A 26,121-nucleotide genomic window follows, 5' to 3' on the forward strand; every position below is an offset into this window, starting at 1 on the left:
CCGCGATGCAGCCGCACGGGAGTACGCGGGAGATCATCGCGTCGGCGCGCAGCATCGTCGTGAAGATCGGGTCGTCGGCTCTCACCAGCATGGAGGCCGGACTCGACCTCGCGCGGCTGGACGCGTTGGCGGATGCGATCGAGGCGCGGATGCGTACCGGGTCCGACGTCGTCGTCGTGTCGTCCGGAGCGATCGGTGCCGGTATGGCGCCGTTGGGTCTCAAGCAGCGGCCTCGTGACCTGGCGACGAAGCAGGCCGCGGCCAGTGTCGGCCAGTTGGCGCTGGCACACGCGTGGGGCACCTCCTTCGGCCGCTACGGTCGGACCGTCGGTCAGGTGCTGTTGACGGCGGACGACATCGCCCGTCGGTCGAATCACCGCAACGCTCAGCGCACCTTCGACCGACTGCGCTCACTCGGCGCCGTGGCCGTCGTCAACGAGAACGACACCGTCGCGACGGCCGAGATCCGCTTCGGCGACAACGACCGTCTCGCAGCCCTGGTCGCGCACCTCGTCGGCGCGGACGCGTTGCTGCTGCTGTCCGACGTCGACGGCCTCTACGACGGCGACCCCCGCAAGGACCCCGACGCGACCTTCGTCCGCGAGGTCGCGAGTCCCGAGGATCTCGACGGCGTCGTCGCCGGATCGGGCGGCTCCCTCGGCACCGGCGGCATGGCGTCCAAGTTGTCCGCGGCCCGCCTGGCAGCGGACGCGGGTGTTCCCGTCCTACTGGCGGCGGCGTCCGAGGCGGCCTCCGCCCTCAGTGGTGGACCGGTGGGGACCACGTTCACCGCGCGCCCGAACAGGTTGTCGGCCCGCCGATTCTGGGTCCGTCATGCCGCGGACACCGCCGGCGCCCTCACGCTCGACGACGGCGCCGTCACCGCGGTGATCGGCCGACGACGCTCGCTGCTCTCGGCAGGAATCGTCTCGGTCAGTGGCTCGTTCGACGCCGGCGACGTGGTGACCCTGCACGGCGTCGACGGCACCGTGGTCGCGCGCGGAGTCGTCGCGTACGACGCGGCGGAGCTCGCCGGCATGATCGGTCGCTCGACGGGCGATCTCGCCCCCGAGGCCCGACGCCCCGTGGTGCACGCGGACGACCTCGTCCCGGGCTGAGCGACCGGTCAGGCCGGAGCCGAGGCGGCGAGCACGCGCCGGAGTGCGAGGGCCAGCAGCGCCACCGCGACACCGGCCGCGACCATCGACCACAGCGCCCAGCCGAAGCCGTTCAGCTCTGCGAGAGAGCCGAACGCGACGGGTGCCAGCAGCACCCCGATCCGGGCGATCAGCGACACCACTGTGAGGGCCGTGCCCGCGGTGATGCCGGGGAGTCGTCCGGCCAACCCGAACGCAGCCGGAAAGATCGGTGCCGCACCGAATCCCGCGACGGCGAACATCACCGAGGCGATCACGGGCGAGCTCACCACGGGTGCCGCCAGGAACGCGGCCGCGATGAGCAGTGCGCCGCCCATCAACACGGCGTGGCGTCCGACGCAGTCCACCACGGCGTCACCGACGAGGCGTCCGACGAACATCGCGGACGAGAAGGCCACGACGGTGAGTCCCGCCAGTCCCGGCCCGGCCCCGAGATCGGTGGAGTAGATCGCACCCCAGGACTGCGGCACGTCCTCGACCAGGGCGCACACCAACACGAGCCCTCCGAGCAACGCCAGGGCGCCGGAGAACACGCGCCGTGGCCCTCGGCCGGACGGTCGAGGGACGGTGTCGGGCACGGCGCGTCCGTCGGGAACCAGCGAGCGGTGAGCCACCAGCGCGAGCGCCAGCAGGACCCCACCGACGAGAGCGAAGTGGACGAGCACGGCGAGTCCGATCCCGGCCGCGGCGGCGCCCGTGAGGCCGCCGGTGACGGCCCCTGCGCTCCACGCCGCGTGGAATCGGTTGAGAAGCGAACGCCGCCGGTTCTTCTCGACGATCACCCCCTGCGCGTTCATCGCCACGTCCATGACGGCGTCAGCCCCGCCCAGGACGGCGAGAGCGAGTGCCAGTGCCCACCACGTCCCGGCGAGTGCCGGGAGTACGAACGCCAGGCACAGCACCGTCGCGGAGAGCAGGACGACTCGGCGACTGCCGAGCCGCCGGATACCGACGGCGGCCAGGGGAGTGGCGAGAAGGCCGCCGGTGCCGACTCCCGCGAGCGCCAGACCGAGCACCGACGCGTCGAGTTCGAGAGCATCGCGGATCGCAGGCAGGCGCGGCGCCCAGTTACCGAGCACCGCACCGTTGACGAAGAAGATCGCCGCGACGGCCCACGGGGCACCGCCGACGGTCCTGCCGTCCGTCACAGAAAGGACGCCAGGACCTCGGAGCAGCCGGCCTCGATCTTCTGGGCGGCGAACTCGTCCCCGCGGGTGCGTCCTCGGTTGACGATGAACACCGGGATGTCGTTCTTCCACGCGTGCCGGACGAAGCGCAGTCCGGACATGACGGTGAGCGAGGACCCCAGCACCACGAGCGAGCGCGCGGCGTCGACCATGTCGTAGGCGCTCCGGACGCGCGGCTTGGGCACGCTCTCACCGAAGTAGACGATGTCGGGTTTGAGGATGCCGCCGCACACCTCGCAGCCGACCATGCGGAAGTGGGCGGTGCTCTCGATGATCGCGTCGGCGTCCGGGGCGATCTCGACGCCGTCGGTACCGACGACGGACTCGATGAAGCCGGGATTGGCAGCGGTCAGACGTTCGTCGAGAGCCATGCGGGAGACGAGGCGATCACAGTCGAGGCAACGGACCCGGCCGTACACACCATGCAGGTCGATCACCGAGCGGGAGCCGGCCTTGGTGTGCAGCATGTCGACGTTCTGCGTGATGACGCCGGAGACGGTACCCACGCGCTCGAGCTCGGCGAGGGCGCGGTGCCCGGCGTTGGGGCGGGTGGCGTCCATGTGGCGCCAGCCGACGTGGTTGCGAGCCCAGTAGTGACGTCGGAAATCGTCGTCGCCGATGAACTGCTGGAACGTCATCGGGTTGCGCGGCGGAGAGTCCGGGCCCCGGTAGTCGGGAATTCCCGAGTCCGTGGACATCCCGGCACCGGTCAGCGCGACGACGCGGCCGTCGGCCATCGCGTCCTGCAGAGAGAGGGCGCTGCGCGGCGACCGATCGAGAGAGCGTGGGGAAACCGAGGTCACGTCTCCAGAGTAGGTCGCCGCGTCGGCTGGGGTGGGGCGGCGGGGTGGGATGTCCGGTCGGCCCGTGGCGTCAGGCAGGAACCTCGATCAACGGGTAGACGCCGTTCTCGTCGTGACGCTCGTTGCCGACGACGGGCGGGTTGAACACGCACAGCATCCGCATGCGGGTCCGCGTCTCCACCGTGTGACGCTCGTGCCCGTTCAGCAGGTACATCGATCCCGGACCCAGGTCGTACGTCTCACCGGTCTCGCGGTCGGTGAGCGTGCCCTCGCCCTCGATGAGCCAGACGGCCTCGACGTGGTTGGCGTAATGGAAGTTGTTGACGGTGTTCGGCTCGATGGTGGTCTCGTGGAACGAGAACCCGACCTTGTCACCGCCCAGGACGATCCGCTTGGACCGCCACTGGCCGTCCTCGCTCGCGATGTCGCGCTCGGTTCCGGTGATGGCCTCGGTGGTGCGAACGATCATGTGGTCCTCCTCGTGCTGTGCAGACGTGCGGAACGCGATTCGGTCAGGAGCAGACGGTCGCGGTGGCGTCGGCCAGGATGCCGAGGCCGTGATCGAGATCCTCCTCGGTGATGGTGAGCGGCGGAAGCAGCTTCACCACCTCGTCGGAGGGTCCGGACGTCTCGGCGAGCAGGCCCTTGTCGTAGGCGAGCGCGGTGACCTTCGACGCCTTCTCCGCGTCGTCGAACACGAGACCCTGGACCATGCCGCGACCGCGGGTGCTCAGACCCTCGAAGCGGGCCGAGAGATCGATGAACGCGTCCTGGATCCGCTCGCCCTTGGCCAGGATCGACGCCTCGAACGCGCCGTCGGCCCAGTAGTGGTCGAGCGCGGCCTTGCTGGTGACGAAGGCCGGGCTGTTGCCGCGGAACGTGCCGTTGTGCTCGCCGGGACCCCAGACGTCGAGTTCCGGGCGCATGAGCGTCAGTGCCATCGGCATGCCGTAGCCGCCGATCGACTTCGACAGCGTGACGATGTCCGGCACGATGCCGGCGTCCTCGAAGGAGAAGAACGGCCCGGTGCGGCCGACGCCCATCTGCACGTCGTCCACGATGAGCAGGATGTCGCGGCGCTTCAGCAGATCTGCGAGCCCGCGCAGCCACTCGGCACGGGCGACGTTGACGCCGCCCTCACCCTGGACCGTCTCGACGATGACGGCCGCGGGGCGGTTGATGCCGCTTCCCGAGTCGTCCAGCACTCGTTCCATCCACTGGAAGTCGTCCGTGGCACCGCCGAAGTAGTTGTCGAACGGCATCGGGGTCGCGTGGACCAGCGGGATGCCGGCGCCGGCGCGCTTCATGGAGTTGCCGGTGACGGACAGAGCGCCGAGCGTCATGCCGTGGAACGCGTTCGTGAAGTTGATGACCGAGGAACGGCCGGTGACCTTTCGCGCCAATTTGAGCGCGGCTTCCACGGTGTTCGTTCCGGTGGGTCCGGGGAATTGCACCTTGTAATCCAACCCGCGGGGCTCGAGAATGCGCGTGGTGAACGACTCGAGGAATTCGCGTTTCGCGACGGTGGACATGTCGAGACCGTGCGTGATGCCGTCCCGCATGATGTAGTCGACCAGTGCCTGCTTGAGCACGGGATTGTTGTGGCCGTAATTGAGCGCACCGGCTCCGGCGAAGAAGTCGAGGTAGCGACGGCCGTTCTCGTCGGTGATCCACGAACCCTGCGCGGTGTCGAACACTGCGGGCCACTGTCGGCTGTAGCTGCGGACCTGCGACTCGCGGGCCTCGAAGATGTCGGTGGTGGTGTCGGTCGGGGTGATGCTGGTGGTCATCGAGGTCCTTCGGGTGTGGTCGTCGGAAGTGTCGGCGAGCGTGCCGTCGAACGGGCCGACCGTGTAGAGGTCCTCCGGCTCGTGGCTGTCGGGAAAGTCCTTCGCTGCGAACAGATCTCGTCGGGTGATGGTGGTGTCGCGTCGTCGCGCCAGAGATGTGAAGAGGGCGATCGACGCGTCGTTGTCGGGGCTGATGGTGGTCTCGAGGAGGCGTGCTCCGCGTGGGGTGGTGCGGTCGATGAGGCCCTGCAGCATGCGCACGGCCAGGCCGTGCCCGCGCTGGTCGGAGTCGACCGCCACCTGCCAGACGAACAGGGTGTCGTCGGCGTCGGGACGGATGTATCCGGTGACGAAGCCGACCGGACGGTCGTCGGCGTCCACTGCCACGATCGAGGTGTCGGAGAAATCGCGGCACCACAGCACGTACGAGTAACTGGAATTGACGTCCAGTACTCGGGAGTCCCTCGCGATCTCCCACAATCGCGTCCCGTCGGCCACGCGTGGTGGGCGGAACGAGAAATCGATGTCGTCGGTCGGGGCGGCTCTCTGTAACACTGGCGTCATATTGCAGACGAACGTAACAAGGCTGACCGGACATGTCAGGCGCCCTCGTCGTCAGGCACGAGAATGGCACGCCTATCGCCAGTACGTTCGCCCCTTGTGAGTGTGGTCACACGACGATGCGTTCGTCGGCGACTCGGGGGCCTGCCGTGGTCCGCGGGAGGCGCGGGAACCCTCGCAGCGGCACCGCGGCGTGGGGCTGCTGTGACCAGTGTGAACAGGGTGATCAAGACTGAATGGTCTCGACGACGGTGAAATAAATGGTCAGAGCCCGGCGAGGCACCCACCGTTCCCGTTCGGTGATGGCTAATGTCCGGCACACTATGACTCCCACGGTCAGACTTCCCCGGCCCGCCCGACTGCGAGGCGCCGCTGCACGTGTCGGTGCAGCCAGCTCGACCCCCGTCGCGATGGTGCTCGCCGTTCTGCTCCCCACCGTGGCGGCCGGAGTGTTCTGGGTCTCGCAGACCGATCGCCCCGCCACCACCGGCACCGTTTCCGTCGCCGCCACTGCGGGCGGGTCCACGACGGACCCGCTCGCGTCGAGTCGGGCCGCCCTGACCAACACGGTCCTGCCGCTGCAGATCCTGAGTGGCGGTATGGCCGAGCTGTCCGACGGCAGCGTGGAGCTGGACGACGGCGCTCACCAGATGTCCGACGGCCTGCACCAGGCCCGCGACGGCTCGGCCGAACTCGCCGACGGCATGACCCAGCTCCGAGCCGGCCTCTGGCAGCTCGGTGACGGCTCGTCGCAGGTGAGCGGAGGAGTCGATCGCGTGGTGGGTGCGCTCACCGGCGTCGGAGCCGCGCAGGGCCAGATCGAACTGATCGTGCAGCAGACTCTCGACTCGCTCGCCGCGTCCACCGATCCGGGCGCCGCCGCGTCCGCGGATCAGCTGCGGCCGGTCCTCGACCTGCTGCGCACCCAGGGACTGAACGCCGGGGTGATGACCGACCTGCAGACGCTGCGCGATGGTGCGCGCACCGTGGCGTACCAACTCGACGATCCGTCCTCGGAGTTCGTCGACGGCATGGTGCGTGCCACCGACGGATCCGCGCAGCTGCGCGACGGCCTCGTCCTGCTCGACGACGGCGGGGTACGCCTCGTCGACGGCACCACGCGCCTGGTCGGGGGAGTCGGCCCGATGGAGACCATGTTCTCCACCCTGCGCACCAACGTGGAGAAAGCGTCCACCTCACTGCCGGCAGCAGAGCGGATCGAACCCGACCCGGCCGGCGGCGGTACCTCGTACGTGGTGCGGTCCGCCTCGGACGCGTGGCCGTACCTCGCGGCGGCGTTCGCGCTGGTCGCAGCAGCGCTCGTCGGATTCTTCGTCCCGCGCGCCCGCGCCGCGGTCCTGGGGGCGGTGGCCACCGCGTCGACGATGGTGTTGGCCCTGACGTTCGCCGACACCGGCGCGAGTCTCTCGGGCTCGATGGTCTCGACCGTCCTGATCGGAGTCTGGGTCGCCGCGGTGGCCACCGCGGCCCGTGCATTGCGCACCGCACTCGGAGCCGTCCGTGCCGGAGTGGTGCTCGGGGTCCTCGGGCTCGTCCAGGTGGTGCTCGGCGGGCTGGTCCTGCGCGGGGTCGGTGGTCTGCCCGACACGGTCGGACTCTTCACCCCCCTCGGCCAACTGGTCCGGTCGTTGGAGAACGCCGCCGCGGGCGGAAGCATCGTCACCTCGCTCGTGTCGGTGATCGCCGCACTGGTCACGGTGGCTGTATCGGTGGCCGTCCTGGCCGCGCATCGCACGATCGACGACGCGGAACCGGTCGACCACGGTGCCGATGCGGCTGTCGAGAACGACGCCGACGAGGCCGACCGAACCGAGGACGACAGCGTCTCGTCCTCCGTACGCTAGGACCACCGGCCGGACGATCCCGCGGCAGGAATACCTGTCGGCGCCGGGTGGGCGGAGGAGCGTGACGTGCTGCTCGACGGAGCCAACGCACTGATCTACGGGGGCGGCGGTGTCGTCGGGAGCCGGCTGGCCGTCGCCCTGGCCCGCGACGGAGCGCGCGTGCACCTCGCCGGCCGCTCCCGGACGAAGATGCAGCACGTCGTCGACATCATCCGCGCGGACGGTGGCCACGCCGAGGCGGCCGTCATCGACGTGCTGGACGAGGTCGACGTCGACGAGTACGTGGACGTCGTCGCCGCCTGTTCCGGGAGCATCGACGTGTCGATCGACGTCATCATCCCTGGCCGGGCGTCGCGTTCGACCCACTCCGAAGCGTCGGCGCGTCGGCTCGATCGCACCGAGGTCGCGGATCTCGAACGTCCGGTCCTGGACGCGCTGCGTGCCCACTTCATCACCGCGCGGGCGGCCGCACGGCACATGGTGTGCCAGCACTCCGGTCTCATCCTCGTTCCGCGCTGCCTGCCGACCGCAGGCGACGCGGGGCTGGACGCGTCGTCGCTGGCCTCCGTCGTCATCGATCGGCTCGCCGCGCAACTTGCCGGCGACCTGGTCGGCACCGGGGTGCGCGTCACCGCCGTCGACACCGATCCGACGTCGGCCGACGAGACGGCCCGACGGCTGGTGGCCGCGGCGTCAGACGGCGATACGTAGCGCCTCGACGAGATCCCGGTACAGGGTGTCGGTGTCGAGCAGCTCGCGGTGCGTTCCCTTCGACCGGACACGTCCGCGCTCGAGCACGAAGATGGTGTCCGCGTCGATGACCGTCGACAGGCGGTGCGCGATGGTCACCACGGCACCGTGCACCGACAGGTCGCGGATGGCGTCGTGGATGGCGGCCTCGGTGATGCCGTCCACCTGCGCGGTGGCCTCGTCCAACAGCAGGATGTCCGGTGGGCGGACGATGGCACGGGCCAACGCGATGCGCTGACGCTCGCCGCCCGAGACCGCCGAGTCGCGCAACTCGGTGGCGAGACCCGCCGGCAACAGCTCGATCTTCTCGGCCAGCCGCACGCGTTCGAGTGCCGCCCACAGCTCGGCGTCGGTCGCGTCCGGGTGGGTGAGCCGGAGATTGTCGGCGATCGTGCCCGGCAGTGTGGGTGTGGCCTGCTCGACGTAGCCGATGCGCGCGCGGATCTGACTGTGGGACAAGGCCGAGTACGGGACACCGTTCAGGGCGAGTTCGCCGTCCCGCGGTTCGAGGAAGCGCAGGATCAACGAGAACAGCGTCGTCTTGCCGGCGCCCGACGGCCCGACGACGGCGGTGTGGCCGCGCGACGGAATGCTCATGTCGATCGCGTTCACCGCGGCGCCCTCGTCGCCGTACCCGGCCGTGACCCGAGTGAGGGTGAGCGCCGAGACCTCCGCGCTCGCCGGCAGGTCCGCGACCGCGGTGGGCGCCTCCTTCTCGAGGTCCATCACCTGCACCTCACGAATACGGGCCGCGGCGGCGATGCCGCGCTGCAGCTGCGAGACGTAGAGCGTGAGCTGGGCGACCGGGCCCACCAACTGGAACGCGTAGAGCAGGAACGCGACCAGGCTGGAGACGGCCAGCGCTCCCGAGCTCACCCGATACGCGCCCACGCCGAGCACCGCGATGATGGTGAGCTGGATCCCGGAACCGGTGATGGTCCACGCCCAGGCCTCGAGACGCACTGCCCGGATACCGTAGGACGCCGAGACGCGGGCCTCCTCGATGACCAGCTCGCTCGAACGACTCTCCGCCCGACTGGCCTTGACCGTGCGAACGGCGCGCAACGCGCCCTCCAGGATGCCGCCGAGCCGACCCATCGCCTCCTGTGCATTGCGTTGAGCGCGAGCCACCTTCGGCATGAGGAACCCGGCGGCGACACCGATGAGACCGATGCCGAGCAGAGCCGTCCCGAGGAGGGGGAGGTCGAGGGTCGCCATGAGCACGATGACACCCACGATCGCGATGCTGCCGTTGACGATCTCGACCAGCGCCCAGGACGACGCCTCGCGGAGCAGCATCGTGTCGGACGTGACCCGCGTGAGCATCTCGCCCGCGGGACGGGCGGTGACCGCCGGGATGGTGGCGCCGAAGAACCGCCGCACCATCGATGATCGCGCCTCGAGCACGACGCGTTCGGCCATGGTTCCCAGGAGCAGGCGTTGAGCCAGACCCACGATGATCCCCACGACGAGGAGCCCGACCAACAGGACGATGGCCGACCGCGTGGCGCCCGGGACGTCGAAGGAGTCCAGCAGTCGCTTGGTGACCAGCGGAGTGGCCAGGGACGACGCGGTGACCAGCAGACCGAGGAGCAGACCGAACCGGAACAACCGGCGATGAGGGCGGATGAAGGTCCAGAGGAGGCGGAGATTGGGGAGCCGACCTGGTGCATCGGGAGTAGCTGTCGTCACCTCGTCACACTAGTCGCGCGCCGACAGTCACCCCTTCTGTCCATCCTCCGGCCTACCCGGCCTACCCGGCCTACCCGGCCTACCCGCGCCCGATCAACGCGAACGGAAGCACCGCATCGGCCCCCGCCTGCCGGAGCGCCCGCGCCGCCACGGTGAGCGTCCACCCGGTGTCGGTGGAGAGATCGAGCAGCAGGACGGGTCCGCGATGCGCCGTCAGATCGGGTGCCTCGAAGGCGTCCACCAACGAGGCGACGCGGAACGCCGAGTTCGCGCCCGAGACGGGCCGGGCATCGGGCCGACGGTGCAGAACGCCCAGTGGCTCCAGCCTGCCGACCCTCGCCAGACGCTCCCCGAGGTCGTTCAACAGCGCCGGTCGGGAGTCGCTCTCCATGACCATCAGCCCGGTGGGCCGCTCGTCCCACGTCCACTCCGCGAGGACCTTGATGCACGCGGCCTCCAGCCCGTCGGGTGCCGGACCGTCCTCGCCGTCCGTCAGCGCGCGCAGGCGTGGTCCCCACACCGGGTCGGTGAGGCGGCCGAGGATGCGGCCGGTCTCCGGGCCGTCGGTGATCTTCCCCGACAGCTCGACGCCGACCTTCTTCAGTCCCGTCGGCCACTGCTTGCGGATGGCGAGGTCCAGCCCGGGTCGATCGAGACGGCGACGGGTCGACTCCACGTGATCGGCCGACACGTCCGCGGAGAGGTGCTGCCCGGTGCAGTTGTCGCAGCGCCCGCACCGGTCCGCCTCCGCATCCCCGGTGAGGGACGGATCGTCGAGTTGCCGGCGCAGGAACGCCATCCGGCACTCGTCGGTGCTCTGGTACTCGATCATCGCGCGCTGCTCGGACAGCCGTGCCTCGTCGAGTCGTTCGTAGCGCTCCCGGTCGTAGTGCCAGTGTTCCCCGGTGCCGAGCCAACCCCCCTTGACCCGCCGGACGGCACCGTCGACGTCGAGGACCTTGAGCACCATCTCGAGCCGAGTGCGTCCGAGCTCGACGAGCGGTTCGAGAGCCTGGGTGGACTGGGCGCGCTCGGTGTCCAGCACCTCGAGCACCCGACGTACGACGTGCTCGCGAGGGAAGGCGACGGACGCGAAGTAGCTCCAGATCTCCCGGTCCTCCGGACCGGGCAGGAGGACGACGTCGGCGCGCTCCGTGGCGCGTCCCGCGCGGCCCACCTGCTGGTAGTAGGAGATGGGCGACGACGGTGCACCCACGTGCACGACGAACCCCAGATCGGGTTTGTCGAAACCCATGCCCAACGCCGAGGTCGCGACGAGCGCCTTCACACGGTTCTGCAGCAGATCCTGTTCCGCCGCTTCGCGTTCCGTCGGATCGGTCTGGCCGGTGTAGGCGGCCACCTCCATTCCTCGATCGCGCAGCAGCGCCGCGAGGTCGTTGGCTCCCGCGACCGTCAGCGAGTAGACGATGCCCGAGCCGGGCAGGGTCTCGAGATGGTCGGCGAGCCAGGCTATGCGCGCCGTCGGATCGGGGATGGTGACCACGGACAGGTGCAGCGACTCGCGCTGGAGACCGCCACGCAGAACGGTGGTGTCGGCCCCGCCGACACCGAGCTGTGCCGCGACGTCCTCGACCACCCGATCGTTCGCGGTGGCCGTGGTGGCGAGAACGGGGACCCCCTCGCGCAACTCGGCGATGAGCGACCTGATGCGGCGATAGTCCGGCCGGAAGTCGTGACCCCAGTCGGAGACGCAGTGCGCCTCGTCCACCACGACGAGCCCCGCGTCCGCGGAGAGCGAGGGCAGCACCTGATCGCGGAAGTCCGGATTGTTCAGCCGCTCCGGGCTCACCAGCAGCACATCCAGTTCACCGGCCGCGACGCGTGCGTGGACGTCGTCCCACTCGGTGACGTTGCCCGAGTTGATGGTGGCGGCGGTGACCCCGGCGCGCTCGGCCGCCGCGACCTGGTTGCGCATGAGCGCGAGCAGAGGCGACACGATGACGGTCGGTCCGAGCCCCTGCTCGCGCAACAGGCGTGCGGCGATGAAGTACACGGCCGACTTTCCCCACCCGGTGCGCTGCACGACGAGTGCGCGTCGATGATGGACGACGAGCGCCTCGATCGCCGTCCACTGGTCCTCACGGAGAACGGCATCGGGGCCGGCGAGGTCGGTCAGCAGCTCCTGTGCGCGCTCACGGGTACTCATGCGTCACGCGTCCCGGCGAGAGCCCGGTCGACCTCGGTGACGGTGGGAGCCGAGGACCCCGCGCCGTCGCGCGTGGTGGCCACGGCCCCTGCCGCACACGCGCGCCGAACCGCGGCGGCGGGGCCGTCGCGCCACGCGGCGGCCAGCGTGCCGGCGAAGACGTCGCCGGCGCCCGTGGTGTCGACGGCCTCGACGGCGGGCGAGGGATGGGCGGTGACGACGCCGTCGGCGCTGCGATGGCGGGCACCGTCGGCCCCCAGCGTGGTGACCACGTGCGGAATGCGGGCGAGTGCGTCGACCCCCAGGGCGTTCTCCTCGTCGCGGTTGACGATCGCGACGTCGACGAGACCCAGCAGATCGTCGGAGAGCGGTTGCACCGGTGACGGATTGAGGAACACGAGCGTGCCGTTGGCCCGCGCGTGTCGCGCCGCCGCGACGACCGTCGCGACGGGCGTCTCGAGTTGGCACAGCAGGACGTCGGCTTCGGCGACGGTAGCCAGTTCCTCCGCCGTGAGCTCGGTCAGGGTCTCGTTGGCACCGCCCACGACGACGATGGAGTTCTCCGCGGCGTCGTCGACCGTGATGACCGCGACGCCACTCGCGCCCTCGACCTCGCGCAGCAGCGACGCGTCGACCTCGGCCCCGACGAGGGTCTCGCGCAGTTCGAGCGCGAAGGTGTCGGAGCCGACTGCTCCGACGAAGACGACCTCGGCGCCGGCCCGAGCGGCGGCGACCGCCTGATTGGCGCCCTTGCCGCCGGGGGAGGTGCGGAACGCGCTGCCGAGGACCGTCTCACCCGGTGCGGGCAGCGTGGGGGTGCGGGCGACGAGGTCCATGTTGATGCTGCCGACGATGGTGATGCGGGGACGTGCGGTGTCAGGATCGGCCATGGTGCACGACACTAACGGGTGGTTCGGACACCCGAGCCGTCTCGACGAGCGGGCGGCCAGTCCACGAACGACTTGCTCCGCGGCGGCGCGAACGTGCGCACCTTGGACGTGCGGAGACCCTGCCGGACCAGCCCCTCGGCGACGGTGATCGCCGCGGTCACCCCGTCGACGACGGGAACGTCGACCCTGGCCCGCACGGCGGCGTCGAGACCGGACATTCCGCCGCACCCCAGGACGATCACCTCGGCTCGGTCGTCGCGCACCGCGCGCTCCGCCTCGTCGACGACGGCGCGCACCGCCGCGTCGGGATCACGGTCGAGGTCGAGCACCCCGAGGCCGCTGGCGCGGACCGACGCGCAGCGGGTGTGCAAGCCCGCGACGAGCAGTCGGTCCTCGATCAGCGGGACCGTGCGATCGAGGGTGGTCACCACCGAGTACGAACGCCCCAGGAACGTCGCGGTGCTCGCCGCGGCCTCGGTGATGTCGACGACGGGAACGTCGAGCAGCTCCTGCAGGCCCTCGCGGCCGTGCTCGCCGTAGCCGGCCTGCACGACGGCGTCGAACGGTTCCGCGTACGCGCGGACGGTCTCCATGACCGCGACGGCGGCGAGGTACGACTCGTAGTTGCCCTCCACCGACTCGGCCCCGAACGCCGGCGTCAGCGCGACCACGGTGGTGCCCGGCGACGCGATCTCGCGGGCGCGCGCACCGATGGCCTCGGTCATGGATCGCGTCGTGTTGACGTTGACGACGAGGATGCGCACGGCAGCTCCGGAGTTCGACGGGAACGGGGTTCGGCGTCGCTCAGAGTAGACCCGCTCCGCAGGCCGGAAGATATATCGCGAACTCGGTTACGTTGGCAGCGCACGAGCGTGAACCGAACGAGAGGACCGGACCCACACCATGGCCGAACTGTTCTGCAACGGAGGCGCCATGCGTGGCGGCAACCTGCACCACAACGTCTCCAGTCACACCTTCCTCGGCTCGGTGCGGACGGCGCCGAACTACCGGTTCTTCGCGGTACGCGACGAGTTCCCCGGCCTGCTGCTGACCGAGACCGGTGGCGCCTCCATCGCCGGTGAGCTGTACGACGTCCCGATGGAGAACATCCGCACCGACTTCCTGCCGGAGGAGCCCGTCGAACTCGAACTCTCGGTCATCGAGCTCGCCGACGGACGGTCGGTGATGGCCGTGGTGCTGCGACCGGGCCTGGTCGACTCGCTGTCCGCCGAGCTCACCGAGATCACGGATCTCGGTGGGTGGCGTGCCTATCGCGGACTTCCCGATCCGGACGAGACCGTCTCCGCGGGAGCATGAGTCGTGTCCGCCGCTGCTGACTTCCTCCTCTTTCCCGATCTCGCCTCGCGGGCTCTGGGCGGGTCGGTGAGCGCCGCCAACGACGAGTTGTTCGCCCAGCGCGAGAACCTCATCAAGCCGACGGCGCCGTTCTTCGATCCGTCGGAGTTCGGCCACAAGGGCAAGGTGTACGACGGCTGGGAGACCCGCCGCCGACGCGACGACGGGCACGACTGGGCTCTCGTGCGGCTGGGTGCGGCGGGCATCGTGCACGGCGTCGTCGTGGACACCGCGTTCTTCCGCGGCAACTATCCGCCGTTCGTGTCGGTCGAGGCCGCGTCCGTCGAGGGCTACCCCTCGGCCGAGGAACTGTCGACGGTGCAGTGGCACACCATCGTCGAGAAGTCGCGGGCCGACGGCGACACGGCGAATCTGTATCCCGTGACCGACACCCGTCGCTGGACCCACGTCCGGTTGTCGATCTATCCGGACGGGGGAGTGGCGCGGTTGCGGGTGCACGGCGAGGTGGTGCCCGACCCGCGGTTCCTGACCGGAACGGTCGATCTGCTGGCGGCGGAACACGGTGGGCGGCTCGTGGAGTGCTCGGACGCGTTCTACGCGTCTCCGGCCAACATCATCCTGCCCGGCCGTGCCCGGAACATGGGTGAGGGGTGGGAGAACTCGCGTCGGCGAGGCGGCGGAAACGACCACGCGACGTTCGCTCTCGCTGTCGCCGGGGTGCCGCGGCACGTGGAGGTCGACACGTCGTACTACGTCGGCAACGCCCCGGGCTGGGTGCGACTGAGCACCGTCGACGATCGGGTCGCCGACGTCGCGGATCCGTCCGCGTGGGCCGAGGTCCTGCCGCGCACGGCGGTCCAGCCCGACACGCGGCACCTGTTCCTTCTCGACGGCGCCCCTGCCGCAACACATCTGCGCCTCGACGTCTACCCGGACGGGGGTCTGTCCCGGTTGCGGTTGTTCGGCGATCCGGACGAGCGTGGCCGCGTCGACGCGCGCGCCGCCTGGTGGGACGGGCTTCCCGCCGAACACCGCGCACTCCTCGCCGAGCAGGCCCCGGCATGAGCGCGTGGGATCTCGCGTTCCGCGCGCGCCGTGCGGTCGTGACCGCGGCCGACGGTTCCCGTACCGAGACGGCGTGCACGGTGGGGGTGCGGGACGGCCGCATCGTCGCCGTCGTGGGTCACGACGATCCGGTCGATGCGGACGTCGTCGTGGACCTGGCCGACGACGAGGTACTGCTCCCGGGCCTGGTGGACACCCACGTGCACGTGAACGAGCCCGGTCGCACCGAGTGGGAGGGTTTCGCGAGTGCGACGGCCGCCGCGGCCGCCGGGGGCATCACGACCCTGATCGACATGCCGCTCAACAGTATTCCGTCGACGGTCTCCACCGACGCACTCGACGTCAAACGAGCGGTGGCCGAGCCCGAGGCTCGCATCGACGTCGGCTTCTGGGGTGGCGCCGTACCCGGCAACGTCCCGGACCTGCGCGCGATGCACGAGGCCGGTGTCTTCGGCTTCAAGTGCTTCCTGCTGCACTCGGGTGTCGACGAGTTCCCGCCTCTCTCGCCCGACGAGCTCGAGGAGGCGATGCGGGAGATCGCCTCGTTCGACGGACTGCTCATCGTGCACGCCGAGGACGCGCAGATCATCGCCGACTCCGAGAACGCCGGCGGCCGGGACTACGCAGGTTTCCTGGCGTCGCGACCGCGCGCCGCGGAGAACACGGCCATCGCCGACGTGATCGCCGCGTCGCGGCGGACGGGATGCCGCGTCCACATCCTGCACCTGTCGAGTGCCGACGCCGTGCCGCTCGTGGCGGCGGCGAAGAAGGACGGTGTGCGGATCACTGCCGAGACCTGCCCGCACTACCTGTCGTTCGCGGCGGAGGAGATCGCGGACGGGGCGACCCAGTTCAAGTGCTGCCCGCCCATCAGGGAGGCCGACAACCGGGACGCGTTGTGGCAGGCGTTGTCCGACGGCGTGATCGACACGGTGGTCACCGATCACTCGCCGTGCACCACGGAGCTCAAGCGGTTCGACATCGGCGACTTCGGTGTCGCGTGGGGCGGCATCGCCTCGCTGCAGGTGTCCTTGGCCGCCGTGTGGTCCGAGGCCCGTCGGCGTGGGCACTCTCTCGCCGACGTCGTCGGGTGGATGTCCGCGGCGACGGCGGCTCAGGTCGGACTGGAGAGCAAGGGCGCGATCGCGGTGGGCAAGGACGCCGACCTGGCGGTGTTCGCACCGGACCAAGAGTTCGTCGTGCACGCGGAGGAACTGAGGCACAGGAATCCGGTGAGTGCGTACGACGACCGCACGGTGACGGGCTGTGTGCGCTCGACCTGGCTCGCCGGACGACGCATCGATTTCGACGGTCCACCGCAGGGAAGGCTGCTGACGCGCGGCTGATTGCAGATTGTTGACAATCGGACGATCGTCCTCGACAGTGAGGGCATGACTGCAGCAGCATTCGTGCCTCGAACAGCCGACGCCTCCACCAGTGCTCACACCGCTCGGCTGTCGCCCGCCCTGAAGCAGGCCACACCCATCGTCGTGGATCACGCGTCGGGAAGTTGGATCACCGGGACCGACGGGCGCCGCTACCTCGACTTCACCACGGGTATCGGCGTGACCAGCACCGGACACTGCCATCCGCGCGTGGTCGCGGCGGCGCGCGAGCAGGTCGGCAAGATCATCCACGCGCAGTACACGACCGTCATGCACACGCCTCTGCTCGAGTTGACCGAGAAGCTCGGCACCGTCCTGCCGGTCGGCCTGGACAGCGTGTTCTACGCCAACTCGGGGTCCGAGGCCGTCGAGGCGTCGATTCGTCTGGCGCGCATGGCCACCGGCCGCCCGAACATCATCGCGTTCCACGGCGGCTTCCACGGTCGCACCGTCGCCGCGGCGACACTCACCACAGCCGGGACCAAGTTCCGGTCCGGCTTCGCTCCGATGATGGGCGGCGTCCACATCGCGCCGTTCCCTTACGCGTTCCGGTACGGCTGGGACCTCGACACCGCGGTGACCTTCGCCTTGCGCGAGCTCGACTACCTGCTGCAGACCGTGTCCGCCGTCGCCGACACCGCGGCGTTCATCATCGAGCCGGTCCTGGGCGACGGTGGTTACCTTCCCACCCCGCCGGCGTTCCTGGACGGACTCCGAGAGCGAGCCGATCGGCACGGCATCGTGCTCATCGTGGACGAGGTCCAGGCGGGAGTGGGCCGCACGGGGAAGTTCTGGGGTCACCAGTTCTCCGATTCCACCCCGGACGTTCTCATCACGGCCAAGGGTCTCGCCAGCGGCTTCCCGATCTCCGCGATCGCCGCCTCGACCGCCCTCATGAGTACCGCCCTGCCGGGATCGCAGGGCGGCACCTACGGCGGGAACGCGGTGGCCGCGGCGGCCGCCGTCGCCACGCTCGACGTGGTCGAGGACGAGGGCCTGGTGGAGAACGCCCGTCTGCGCGGGGAGCAGCTTCTCGGTGGACTGCGTGAGATCGCGGCTCGGCACGACGAGATCGGAGATGCCCGCGGGCTCGGTCTGATGGCGGCATTCGAGTTCGTCGACGACGCCGGGGACGCCGATCCGGGCGCCGCGCTCGCTCTGCAGATGGCAGCTCTGGACCGCGATCTCCTGTTGTTGACGTGCGGTGCGCTGGGCAACGTGGTGCGCATCATCCCGCCCCTCGTGGTGACGCGGGACGAGGTCGAGCTGGGACTCGAGCGCATCGCGGAGGCGTGCGACGCGGCGCTGGGAGTTCGGTCGTGACGACGACGGTCGACCGACCCGTGCCGGTGGCCGATCGCAGCATTCTGATCGGTGGTCGATGGCGGGACGCGGTGGACGGCCGCACGTTCGACGTCGAGAACCCTGCCACCGGCGAGACCATCGCGCGCGTCGCCGACGGGGGGCCCGCCGACGCCGCTCTGGCGCTCGATGCCGCGAGCGCCGCCCAGTCTGCGTGGGCGGCGACGTCGCCGCGGGAGCGGAGCGTCGTGCTGCGCCGTGCGTTCGACCTCGTGGTCGAGCGGACGGAGGACCTCGCCGCCGTGATGACCGCCGAGATGGGCAAGCCGCTCGCCGAGGCGCGCGGCGAGGTCGCCTACGCAGCCGAGTTCCTTCGCTGGTTCTCCGAGGAGGCCGTCCGCATCGCCGGCGATCACACCCTGACCGGCGACGGGTCGACGCGCATGGTGGTCACACGAGTACCGGTGGGACCGTGTGTGCTGGTGACGCCCTGGAACTTTCCGCTTGCCATGGGTGCCCGCAAGATCGGGCCCGCTGTGGCCGCCGGATGCACCATGGTGTTCAAGCCGGCCGAACAGACACCGCTCACCTCGCTCGCTCTGGCCCGCATCTTTCAGGAGGCCGGACTGCCGGACGGCGTCCTCAACATCGTCACGACCTCGGACGCGGGTGGCGTCGTCGAACCGTGGTTGCGCAGCGGTGTGGCTCGGAAGCTGAGTTTCACGGGCTCCACCGCCGTCGGCAGGCTGTTGCTCGGCCAGGCGGCGTCCACCGTCATGCGGACGTCGATGGAACTGGGCGGGAACGCGCCCCTCGTCGTCTGTGCGGACGCCGATCTGGGGACGGCGCTCGACGGAGCCATGATCGCCAAGATGCGCAACATGGGGGAGGCCTGCACCGCCGCCAACCGGTTGTTCGTCCATCGGTCCGTCGTCGACACCTTCGCGGAGCAGCTGACTGCGCGGATGGCCGAGCTGACCGTGGGAGACGGTGCGCACGAGGGTGTCCGGGTCGGCCCGCTGATCGATGCGGAGGGCCGCGCGAAGGTGCAGCGCCTCGTCGACGACGCGGTGAGACTCGGCGCGCGGATCCTGACCGGCGGTGCCACGCCGGAGGGGCCGGGATACTTCTACCCTCCGACGGTGCTGGTGGACGTCCCACCCGACGCCGAGATCGTGCACACCGAGATCTTCGGGCCGGTCGCCGCGATCATCACCTTCGACGACGAGGACGAGGTGGTGCGCATCGCCAACGACACCGAGTGGGGTCTCGTGGGCTACGTGTTCACTCGCGACGTCGACCGGGCCTTCGATCTGGGCGAGCGTCTCGAAGTGGGCATGGTCGGTCTCAACACCGGGCTGGTGTCCAACCCCGCGGCACCCTTCGGCGGGGTCAAGCAGTCCGGACTGGGGCGTGAGGGCGGGCGTCTCGGCATCGACGAGTTCCTCGAGGTGAAGTACTTCGCCGTGCCGCGTCGGCCGGGGCGGACGCTGTGACGGCCACTCGACGGCTGACACCCCTCGACGCCCGCACCACGTCGATCGTCATCGCGGACCAGTTGCGCGAGCGCATCATCGACGGATCGTTCGCACCGGGGGAGCAGGTCCACGAGGCGACGGTCGCCACCGAACTCGCCGTCTCCCGCGGACCCGTTCGCGAGGCGCTGCAACGGCTGAGTCAGGAGGGGCTGCTCGTCTCCTTCCGCAATCGCGGCGTCTTCGTCGTCGAGCTGGGTGAGTCCGATGTCGCCGAGATCTACCAGGCGCGCGCGGCCATCGAGATCGGTGCCGCGTTCACCGTTCTGCAGCGTGGTGACTCCGGACGTGTCGCGGACGCGTTGTCGCGCATCGTGGTCGAGATGCAGCCGGCCATCGGCCGGGGCGACTGGCGGTCGGTGGCGGAGCGGGATCTCGCGTTCCACACCGCACTGGTCGCGGCGACGGGCAACAGCCGGATGAGCCGGATGTACGCGACGCTCGCCGCCGAGGCCCGCATCTGCATGGCCAACCTCGAGACCGCGTACCACCGGCCCGACGCGTTGATCGAGGAGCACACGCTGCTCGTCGATCTGCTGCGAGCGCAGGACTGGGCCCGGCTCGAACCCGCTCTGCGCGAACACATGGACACCGCCGTGCACGATCTGACGGCGTCGCTACGTGAGTCGGCGGAGACCGTGTAGTCACTCGCGCTGCGCCCGTGGGTGCGAGCACCTACGCTCGCTCCAGGAACCCGGATAACCTCGAAACTGTCAGGGGTACAGCATGATCGACACGATCAGTACGGCCGAACACAGCTCCCGCCTCGCTGCCGTGCGTGCCGTCATGGCCGAGGGGGGTCTCGCGGCGCTCATGATCACCGATCCGTCGAACATCTACTATCTGACGGCCTACAACGCCCTGTCGTTCTACACCCCGCAGGTGCTCTTCGTGCCGGCCGAGGGCGACATGCTGTTCTTCGCCCGCGCCATGGACGCGCACGGCGCCTCACGCACGTCGTGGCTTCCCGACGACCAGGTGTTCGGCTATCCGGAGACCCTGGTCCAACGGCCGGACACCCATCCCTTCGTCTGGGTGGCCGACACGCTGCGCGGACTGAGCCTGGTCTCGAACTTCGAGCACGGCCAGGTGGGGCTCGAGATGGACTCATACTACTTCAGCCCGAAGGCGTTCGAAGCACTCGTGAAGTGCCTGCCGGAGTACCGGTTCGTCGATTCGCGTGAGCTGGTGAACTGGGTGCGATCGGTGAAGTCGGACACCGAGATCGAGCTGATGCGCGGGGCGGCGGCGATCTGCGAGAGCGCCATGGCGACCGCGATGGACGCGATCGCCGTCGGTGTGCGCCAGTGCGACGCCGCCGCGGCGATCTCCGCGGCGCAGGTGCGCGGCACGGACGACTTCGGCGGCGACCACCCGGCCATCGTTCCGATGCTGCCCACCGGTGAGGGTGCGGACACCCCGCATCTCACCTGGACCGACCGGCCGTTCCGGGACGGGGAGTCGACCGTGGTGGAACTGACCGGGGTGTTCCGCCGCTACCACGTCCCGATGGCGCGGACGGTCTCGCTCGGGCGACCGGACCCGCGCATGGCCGGTCTCGCCGCCGCCACCGACGACGCACTCGGAGCCGTGCTCGCGGAGATGAGGCCCGGAGTGCAGACCAGTGACCTCGCGGCGACGTGGAACCGTGAACTGGGCCGGGCGGGATTTCACAAGCCTTCCCGCATCGGGTACTCGATCGGCATCGCGTACGCGCCGGACTGGGGCGAGCGCACCATCAGCCTGCGCAGCGACGACGCCACGATCCTGCAGCGCAACATGACGTTCCACGTCATCGGCGGTATGTGGCTCGACGGTTACGGATACGAGGTGTCCGAGTCAGTGGTGGTCACCGACACCGGTATCGACACCTTCACCGCCTACCCGCGATGCCTGACAGTCAAGGAGTGACGGACATGCACGCACAGACGTACGAGACGACCACGCTTCCGTGGGCGCTGCGCACCGATCACCTCGTCGGGTCGATGATCGACTCGTCGACCTCGCTGCTCGCCGCGCAGAAGCACGACATCGTGCGCTTCGCCATGGGATCGCCCGCCGCCGAGGCGGTTCCGCACGCGGCGATGGCGGAGATCGCGGGCCGGGTCCTGACCGCAGATGCCTTCGACTACGGTGCGACAGAGGGTGATCCGGCTCTGATCGAGCAGCTGGTGGCCTTCTGCGACGCCTTCGGTGAACCGACGTCTCCCGATCGGTTGGTCATCACGTCGGGTGGCATGCAGGGGCTCGATCTCGCGTGCACGCTGTTCGTCGACCCCGGCGATCTGGTGATCGTCGAGAGCCCGACGTACACGAACGGCACCGCGACCGTGCTCAGCTACGGTGGCGACATCCTCGAGGCGCCGATGGATTCCGACGGGCTGATCGTCGAGGCGCTTCCCGAGTCGGTCGCCCGCGCGGGCCGACTGCCCACGATGATCTACACCATCCCGACGTTCCAGAATCCGTCCGGGACGACCATGTCGCTGCCGCGCCGACTGGCGCTCCTGGAACTCGCCCGCGAGTGGGGCGCCGTGGTGCTCGACGACGACCCCTACGGCCACCTCCGCTTCCAGGGAGATCCGGTTCCGAGCCTGCGAGCGCTCGCTCCCGACGACCCGCTCGTGTTCTCCGTACGCACGTTCTCGAAGCTCATCGCCCCCGGTCTGCGCGTCGGGTGGGTGGACGCGGACCCCGCCGCTCGCCGGTTGATCATCAACGCGAAGCAGGCGATGGACACGTGCACCAACGTGCCGAACCAGCGGATCGTGGCCGAGTTCCTGCGACAGGGACTGCTCACCGAGCACCTGGCGTCCCTCGCGGACATCTACCTGCCCCGCAAGATCGCGATGCAGACGAGCCTGGAGCGGCACCTCGGTGGGAGGGTGCGCACCACCGATCCCGAGGGCGGTTTCTTCCTGTGGGTCACGCTGGTGGGTGACGACGCCGCTGTGGACACGCGGCGGCTGTTCGAGATCGCACTCGCGCACGGTGTCGCCTTCATCCCGGGTCCGGCGCTGTCCGCGAACGGCCTCTTCGGCGATGCGATGCGACTGTGCTTCGCGTCCTCGACGCCCGAGCGCATCGACGTCGGGGTGCAGCGGTTGGCGGGTGCGCTGGACGCGGCCCGAGCCGAACTGTGACGGCGGCCGACCTCCAGCAGGATCGCGCGTCGACCGACGTCGCGACGGTCGAGCGGATCACGAGAGCGCTGATCGACGCCGGTCCCGACGAGTCCGCCGTGGTGGCCGAGATCTGCCGCATCGCAGAGAGTCTCGGTCTGCAGACCGTCGTCACCGACGCGTCGCCGGGGCGGCCGAACGTCGAGGTGGTCCTTCCCGGCGAGCCCGGCCCGGGCCTGCTGTTCCTCGGGCACTCGGACGTGGTGCCCGCCGGGGAGGGCTGGAGCGGGAACCCGTTCCGCTCGCGGGTGCACGACGGTCGGATCGTGGGACGCGGCGCCTGCGACATGAAAGGTGGTCTCGCCGCGGTACTCGCCGCGATGGGGTCACTGGCCCGGCGCGGTGTGGTCCCGGCGCGCACCGTGACACTCGCCTGCGTGGTGGACGAGGAGGACACGGGCCTGGGCATCCGGGCATGGGTGTCCGACCGTACCGACCAGACCGGCCGGCCTCCGGCCTTCAGGGTCGATGACGGCCGGCCTCCGGCCTTCAGGGTCGATGACGGCCGGCCTCCGGCCTTCACGGGATGCGTCGTGGCGGAACCCACGGCCGGCACCGTGATCGTCGGGTGCCGCGGAGCGGCGAACATCGTGCTCACCGTCACCGGTCGGAGCGCGCATGCCGGCCGGCCCGAGAACGGTCGCAGTGCCGTGGTCGCGGCGGCCCGCGTCGTGGGCGAGATCGACGGGCTGCACGCGGAACTGGCCACCGTGCCGCACCCGGTGCTCGGCGCCGCGTCGTGGAACGTCGGCCGGATCGACGGTGGGACCGGACCGTCGATCGTCGCGGGCCGCTGCCGGCTGGAGATCGATCGTCGCCTGCTGCCGGACGACGACGTGGACGCCGTCGTCGCGGACCTGCTCCGCCGGGCCCGCCTCGTCACGGATCTGGACGTCGACGCGTACGTCGAGATGGAGATGCCGGGATTCCTCACCGACGAGTCGAGCCCGCTCGTCGAGTCGGCGCTGGCGGCGCTGCGCTCCACGGGTGCGCCGGACCCGTCGACCGCGGTGTGGACGGCGTCCTGCGACGGGGGGTTCGTCGCCCGTGACCTCGGAGTGCCCACCATCGTGCTGGGTCCCGGTGATCTCGAGGCGCAGGCCCATCAGCCCGACGAGTCCGTGGACCTGCTCGAGGTCGCTCGCCTCTCCCGGGCCTACGCTCGACTGATGACGGAGCAGCGACCGTGAGCCCCTCCCGCACGAACGGCGGAGCGAGGCCGATCATCACCGTCCTGCACGACGGACTCCTTCCCGACCGGGTGCAGGAACTCGACACCTCGTACGAGGTGCGGCATGCCACCGCCGACACGTTCGGCGATGCGGTCGACGGCGCGCAGGCGGTCCTGCTGTGGGACTTCTTCTCGTCGGCGCTCCGGGACCAGTGGTCGCGCTGCTCCGCACTCGAATGGGTGCACGTCGCCGCAGCAGGGGTGGACAAGCTGTTGTTCGACGACCTCGCGGCGTCCGACGTCGTGGTGACCAACGCGCGCGGGGTGTTCGACGTGCCGATCGCCGAGTTCGTGCTCGCGTCCCTGCTCGCTCTGGCGAAGGACGTGCGCGGCACCGTCGAACTCGGCCGACAGGCGCGATGGTTGCGCCGGGAGACCGAGAACATCGCGGGGCGTCGAGCTCTGGTGATCGGCACGGGCAGTATCGGCCGGGCCACGGCGCGCATGTTGCGTGCCGTCGGTATGGACGTCGCCGGGGTCGGACGGACGGCTCGCACGGGTGATGCGGATTTCGGAACCGTCCACGCCAGTACGGATCTCGCGTCGGTGGTACCCGGCGCCGACTACCTCGTTCTCATCGCACCGCTGACACCGTCGACACGGGGCATGGTCGGCCGCGACGTTCTCGCGGCGGCCGATCCCGGGGTGCGCGTGATCAACGTGGGTCGTGGCGAACTGCTCGACACCGACGCGCTGGTCGACGCTCTGCGCAGCGGCCACGTCGGGGGAGCTGCCCTCGACGTGTTCGACACCGAGCCGCTGCCACCCGAGCACGTGCTGTGGACCCTCGACCACGTGCTGCTGACCGCACACATGAGCGGTGACACCGTGGGGTGGCGCGACCGGCTCTACTCCGGTTTCGCCGAGAATGCCGAACTATTCGCGGCCGGCCGACCGCTGCGCAACGTCGTCGACAAGTCCCTCGGGTTCGTCGCCGGGTGACCCGGTGACCGCGGGCGTCCGGTCGTATCCCTTGCGGTCGTAGATCGCGATCACCAGAGCGCCGAGGACCAGGCCGATGACGAGCCCGAGCAGCGTCATGCCGAGTCCGTGGGCGAGACCCGAGTTCCAGCGTGAGTCGAAGTAGAGGATCGAGCGCACGGCGAGATACACCTGATGCATCGGTTCGAATTGCGCGAGCCACCCGAAGAGCGCAGGTGACGCCTGGATCGGGATGGTGGCGCCGGCGGACGGCAGGCCCAGGATCACGAAGACGACGAGGTTGAGGATCAGCCCCGGAGTGCCGAAGATCGACAGCACCGACACCGCGGTGATCCCGACGGCCGAGATCGCCAGCACTCCGAAGAGCCACAGGCCCAGCGCATTCGGGATCGGCATGCCCAGTGCGGTGGCGATCGCGACGTAGAGACCGGACACCACGAACCCGATCACCACCATCGTGAGCCATTTCGCGGCGAGCACGCGCAGGCGACTGTCGGTGGATCGGCGACGCTGCAGGAAGGTGGGGCCGAACTCGAGCGGCACGAAGCCGAGTGCGCCGTCGACGAGAGCGCTGGCGATCATCGCGCCGGTGAAGCCGGCGAGCACGAGCAGCAGGGCGTAGTAGAAGGCGGACAGCCCGAGCCCCGTGCCGTCCGGAAGTGGGTCGTAGGGAGTGACGACGATGTCGACCGGCGCAGCCAGTGTGAGGGCCGCGGCCCCGGAGAGGGTGGCGCCCTCGGTCACTTGCGTCGTGAGTCGTTCTCCCAGAGTGCCGTTCGCGGAGTCGAGCGCCGTGTCGCCGATGGTGGTCATGAGGGAGGAACCGAGTGTGCCGGCACGCGGATTGGTCATGATCGTCACGATGGGTCGCTCGATGTCGCCCGCCACGACGGAGGCCTGCGTCAGGATCGACACTCGTTTGGTGAAGTCGCTCGGCACGACGATCGCGCCGTAGACGTCGCCGTTCGCGAGGAGGTTCTGCGCCTCCGCGATACCGACCTGCTTCAGATCGATCTTCTCCGCGTCGATGCCGTCCGCGATGCCCTGGCCGATCTGCTGCCCCAGGTTCGCCTGCTCACCGTTCGGCAGCACGTCGCCCTCGTCGCTGACCACCAGTGCCACCGGGAAGTGGCGGAGGTTCTCCTTGGGGTCGAGGATGCCGCCGAGGTACAGCGCCGCGAGCAGCGACATGACGACGGAGACCGCGACGACCGGCAGCACCCAGGTGGTGGGGCGCCGGAATGCGGGCGCAGCGGCTTCGGGGGACATGGCGGGCCTTCCGTCGGCACGTTCTCGGTGA

At 69.8% G+C, this 26,121-nt stretch carries 22 protein-coding genes and 1 pseudogene; 13 read left to right on the top strand and 10 right to left on the bottom strand.

The window, feature by feature from the left end; genetic code table 11:
* Positions 1–5: 5 nt before the first annotated feature.
* Positions 6–1,118 (top strand): glutamate 5-kinase, encoded by a 1,113-nt coding sequence (gene proB / locus ASG69_RS15800; protein ID WP_056446353.1) that lies wholly within the window; start codon positions 6–8, stop codon positions 1,116–1,118.
* Positions 1,119–1,126: 8 nt separating this feature from the next.
* On the opposite strand, the gene ASG69_RS15805 is transcribed toward proB, so the two are convergent.
* The 5 genes and pseudogenes from ASG69_RS15805 to ectA all read right to left on the bottom strand — a co-directional run.
* On the bottom strand, positions 1,127–2,305 hold the full coding sequence (locus ASG69_RS15805; protein ID WP_056445869.1) for an MFS transporter: 1,179 nt from the start codon (positions 2,303–2,305) through the stop codon (positions 1,127–1,129).
* Complete coding sequence (locus ASG69_RS15810) at positions 2,302–3,081, bottom strand: Sir2 family NAD-dependent protein deacetylase (RefSeq protein WP_056445867.1); 780 nt, start codon at positions 3,079–3,081, stop codon at positions 2,302–2,304. Before ASG69_RS15810 ends, ASG69_RS15805 begins: the two co-directional genes overlap by 4 nt.
* A 136-nt stretch (positions 3,082–3,217) precedes the next feature.
* Entirely contained in the window at positions 3,218–3,616 is a 399-nt protein-coding gene (locus tag ASG69_RS15815; protein ID WP_027505674.1) for an ectoine synthase, read from the bottom strand.
* Between the two features lie 43 nt (positions 3,617–3,659).
* A complete protein-coding gene (gene ectB, locus ASG69_RS15820) occupies positions 3,660–4,937 on the bottom strand; it encodes a diaminobutyrate--2-oxoglutarate transaminase (RefSeq protein WP_027505675.1) in 1,278 nt (425 codons plus the stop codon).
* 60 nt (positions 4,938–4,997) lie between these two features.
* Positions 4,998–5,501 (bottom strand): annotated as a pseudogene (gene ectA / locus ASG69_RS23105) (diaminobutyrate acetyltransferase); the annotation flags it as partial.
* Between the two features lie 320 nt (positions 5,502–5,821).
* Here ectA and ASG69_RS15825 point away from each other — a divergent pair.
* Positions 5,822–7,363 carry a hypothetical protein gene (locus tag ASG69_RS15825; RefSeq protein WP_162246773.1) on the top strand — a complete coding sequence of 514 codons (1,542 nt, stop codon included), beginning with the start codon at positions 5,822–5,824 and terminating at the stop codon, positions 7,361–7,363.
* A gap of 66 nt (positions 7,364–7,429) precedes the next feature.
* Complete coding sequence (locus ASG69_RS15830; RefSeq protein WP_051613342.1) at positions 7,430–8,074, top strand: SDR family oxidoreductase; 645 nt, start codon at positions 7,430–7,432, stop codon at positions 8,072–8,074.
* Here ASG69_RS15830 and ASG69_RS15835 read toward each other — a convergent pair.
* The 4 genes from ASG69_RS15835 to ASG69_RS15850 form a co-directional block, all read right to left on the bottom strand.
* Positions 8,057–9,805: an ABC transporter ATP-binding protein gene (locus tag ASG69_RS15835; RefSeq protein ID WP_027505676.1), complete on the bottom strand. Its 1,749-nt coding sequence runs from the start codon at positions 9,803–9,805 to the stop codon at positions 8,057–8,059. The genes ASG69_RS15830 and ASG69_RS15835 overlap by 18 nt on opposite strands.
* Positions 9,806–9,884: 79 nt before the next feature.
* Positions 9,885–11,972: a RecQ family ATP-dependent DNA helicase gene (locus ASG69_RS15840; protein ID WP_056445861.1), complete on the bottom strand. Its 2,088-nt coding sequence runs from the start codon at positions 11,970–11,972 to the stop codon at positions 9,885–9,887.
* Complete coding sequence (locus ASG69_RS15845; protein ID WP_056446349.1) at positions 11,969–12,862, bottom strand: ribokinase; 894 nt, start codon at positions 12,860–12,862, stop codon at positions 11,969–11,971. Before ASG69_RS15845 ends, ASG69_RS15840 begins: the two co-directional genes overlap by 4 nt.
* 11 nt (positions 12,863–12,873) lie before the next feature.
* Positions 12,874–13,626 (bottom strand): aspartate/glutamate racemase family protein, encoded by a 753-nt coding sequence (locus tag ASG69_RS15850; protein WP_056445858.1) that lies wholly within the window; start codon positions 13,624–13,626, stop codon positions 12,874–12,876.
* A gap of 139 nt (positions 13,627–13,765) precedes the next feature.
* Between ASG69_RS15850 and ASG69_RS15855 the strand changes: the two genes are divergently transcribed.
* The 10 genes from ASG69_RS15855 to ASG69_RS15900 all read left to right on the top strand — a co-directional run bounded on the left by ASG69_RS15855 (position 13,766) and on the right by ASG69_RS15900 (position 24,821).
* Positions 13,766–14,179 (top strand): allophanate hydrolase-related protein, encoded by a 414-nt coding sequence (locus ASG69_RS15855; RefSeq protein ID WP_027505680.1) that lies wholly within the window; start codon positions 13,766–13,768, stop codon positions 14,177–14,179.
* A 3-nt stretch (positions 14,180–14,182) separates the two neighbouring features.
* Positions 14,183–15,244 (top strand): allantoicase, encoded by a 1,062-nt coding sequence (gene alc, locus ASG69_RS15860; RefSeq protein ID WP_056445855.1) that lies wholly within the window; start codon positions 14,183–14,185, stop codon positions 15,242–15,244.
* A complete protein-coding gene (allB, locus tag ASG69_RS15865; RefSeq protein ID WP_027505682.1) occupies positions 15,241–16,590 on the top strand; it encodes an allantoinase AllB in 1,350 nt (449 codons plus the stop codon). Before alc ends, allB begins: the two co-directional genes overlap by 4 nt.
* Before the next feature lie 45 nt (positions 16,591–16,635).
* Positions 16,636–17,952 carry an aspartate aminotransferase family protein gene (locus ASG69_RS15870; RefSeq protein WP_056445852.1) on the top strand — a complete coding sequence of 439 codons (1,317 nt, stop codon included), beginning with the start codon at positions 16,636–16,638 and terminating at the stop codon, positions 17,950–17,952.
* On the top strand, positions 17,949–19,427 hold the full coding sequence (locus tag ASG69_RS15875; protein WP_056446345.1) for an NAD-dependent succinate-semialdehyde dehydrogenase: 1,479 nt from the start codon (positions 17,949–17,951) through the stop codon (positions 19,425–19,427). Before ASG69_RS15870 ends, ASG69_RS15875 begins: the two co-directional genes overlap by 4 nt.
* Complete coding sequence (locus ASG69_RS15880; protein WP_235578973.1) at positions 19,424–20,110, top strand: GntR family transcriptional regulator; 687 nt, start codon at positions 19,424–19,426, stop codon at positions 20,108–20,110. Before ASG69_RS15875 ends, ASG69_RS15880 begins: the two co-directional genes overlap by 4 nt.
* Positions 20,111–20,192: 82 nt before the next feature.
* The gene (locus ASG69_RS15885; protein WP_056445849.1) at positions 20,193–21,377 is read left to right on the top strand and encodes a M24 family metallopeptidase; all 1,185 of its coding nucleotides are present in this window, start codon (positions 20,193–20,195) and stop codon (positions 21,375–21,377) included.
* A 5-nt stretch (positions 21,378–21,382) separates the two neighbouring features.
* The gene (locus tag ASG69_RS15890) at positions 21,383–22,609 is read left to right on the top strand and encodes an aminotransferase-like domain-containing protein (protein ID WP_027505687.1); all 1,227 of its coding nucleotides are present in this window, start codon (positions 21,383–21,385) and stop codon (positions 22,607–22,609) included.
* The gene (locus ASG69_RS15895) at positions 22,606–23,838 is read left to right on the top strand and encodes a M20 family metallopeptidase (protein WP_056445846.1); all 1,233 of its coding nucleotides are present in this window, start codon (positions 22,606–22,608) and stop codon (positions 23,836–23,838) included. The genes ASG69_RS15890 and ASG69_RS15895 overlap by 4 nt, the downstream gene beginning before the upstream one ends.
* Entirely contained in the window at positions 23,835–24,821 is a 987-nt protein-coding gene (locus tag ASG69_RS15900) for a D-2-hydroxyacid dehydrogenase (protein ID WP_056445843.1), read from the top strand. The genes ASG69_RS15895 and ASG69_RS15900 overlap by 4 nt, the downstream gene beginning before the upstream one ends.
* Here ASG69_RS15900 and ASG69_RS15905 read toward each other — a convergent pair.
* Positions 24,756–26,090 carry a YhgE/Pip domain-containing protein gene (locus tag ASG69_RS15905; protein WP_082544537.1) on the bottom strand — a complete coding sequence of 445 codons (1,335 nt, stop codon included), beginning with the start codon at positions 26,088–26,090 and terminating at the stop codon, positions 24,756–24,758. The two genes, ASG69_RS15900 and ASG69_RS15905, sit on opposite strands and share 66 nt — an antisense overlap.
* Between the last annotated feature and the right edge of the window lie 31 nt (positions 26,091–26,121).

This window comes from Rhodococcus sp. Leaf225, assembly GCF_001426145.1.
Taxonomy (GTDB): domain Bacteria; phylum Actinomycetota; class Actinomycetes; order Mycobacteriales; family Mycobacteriaceae; genus Rhodococcoides.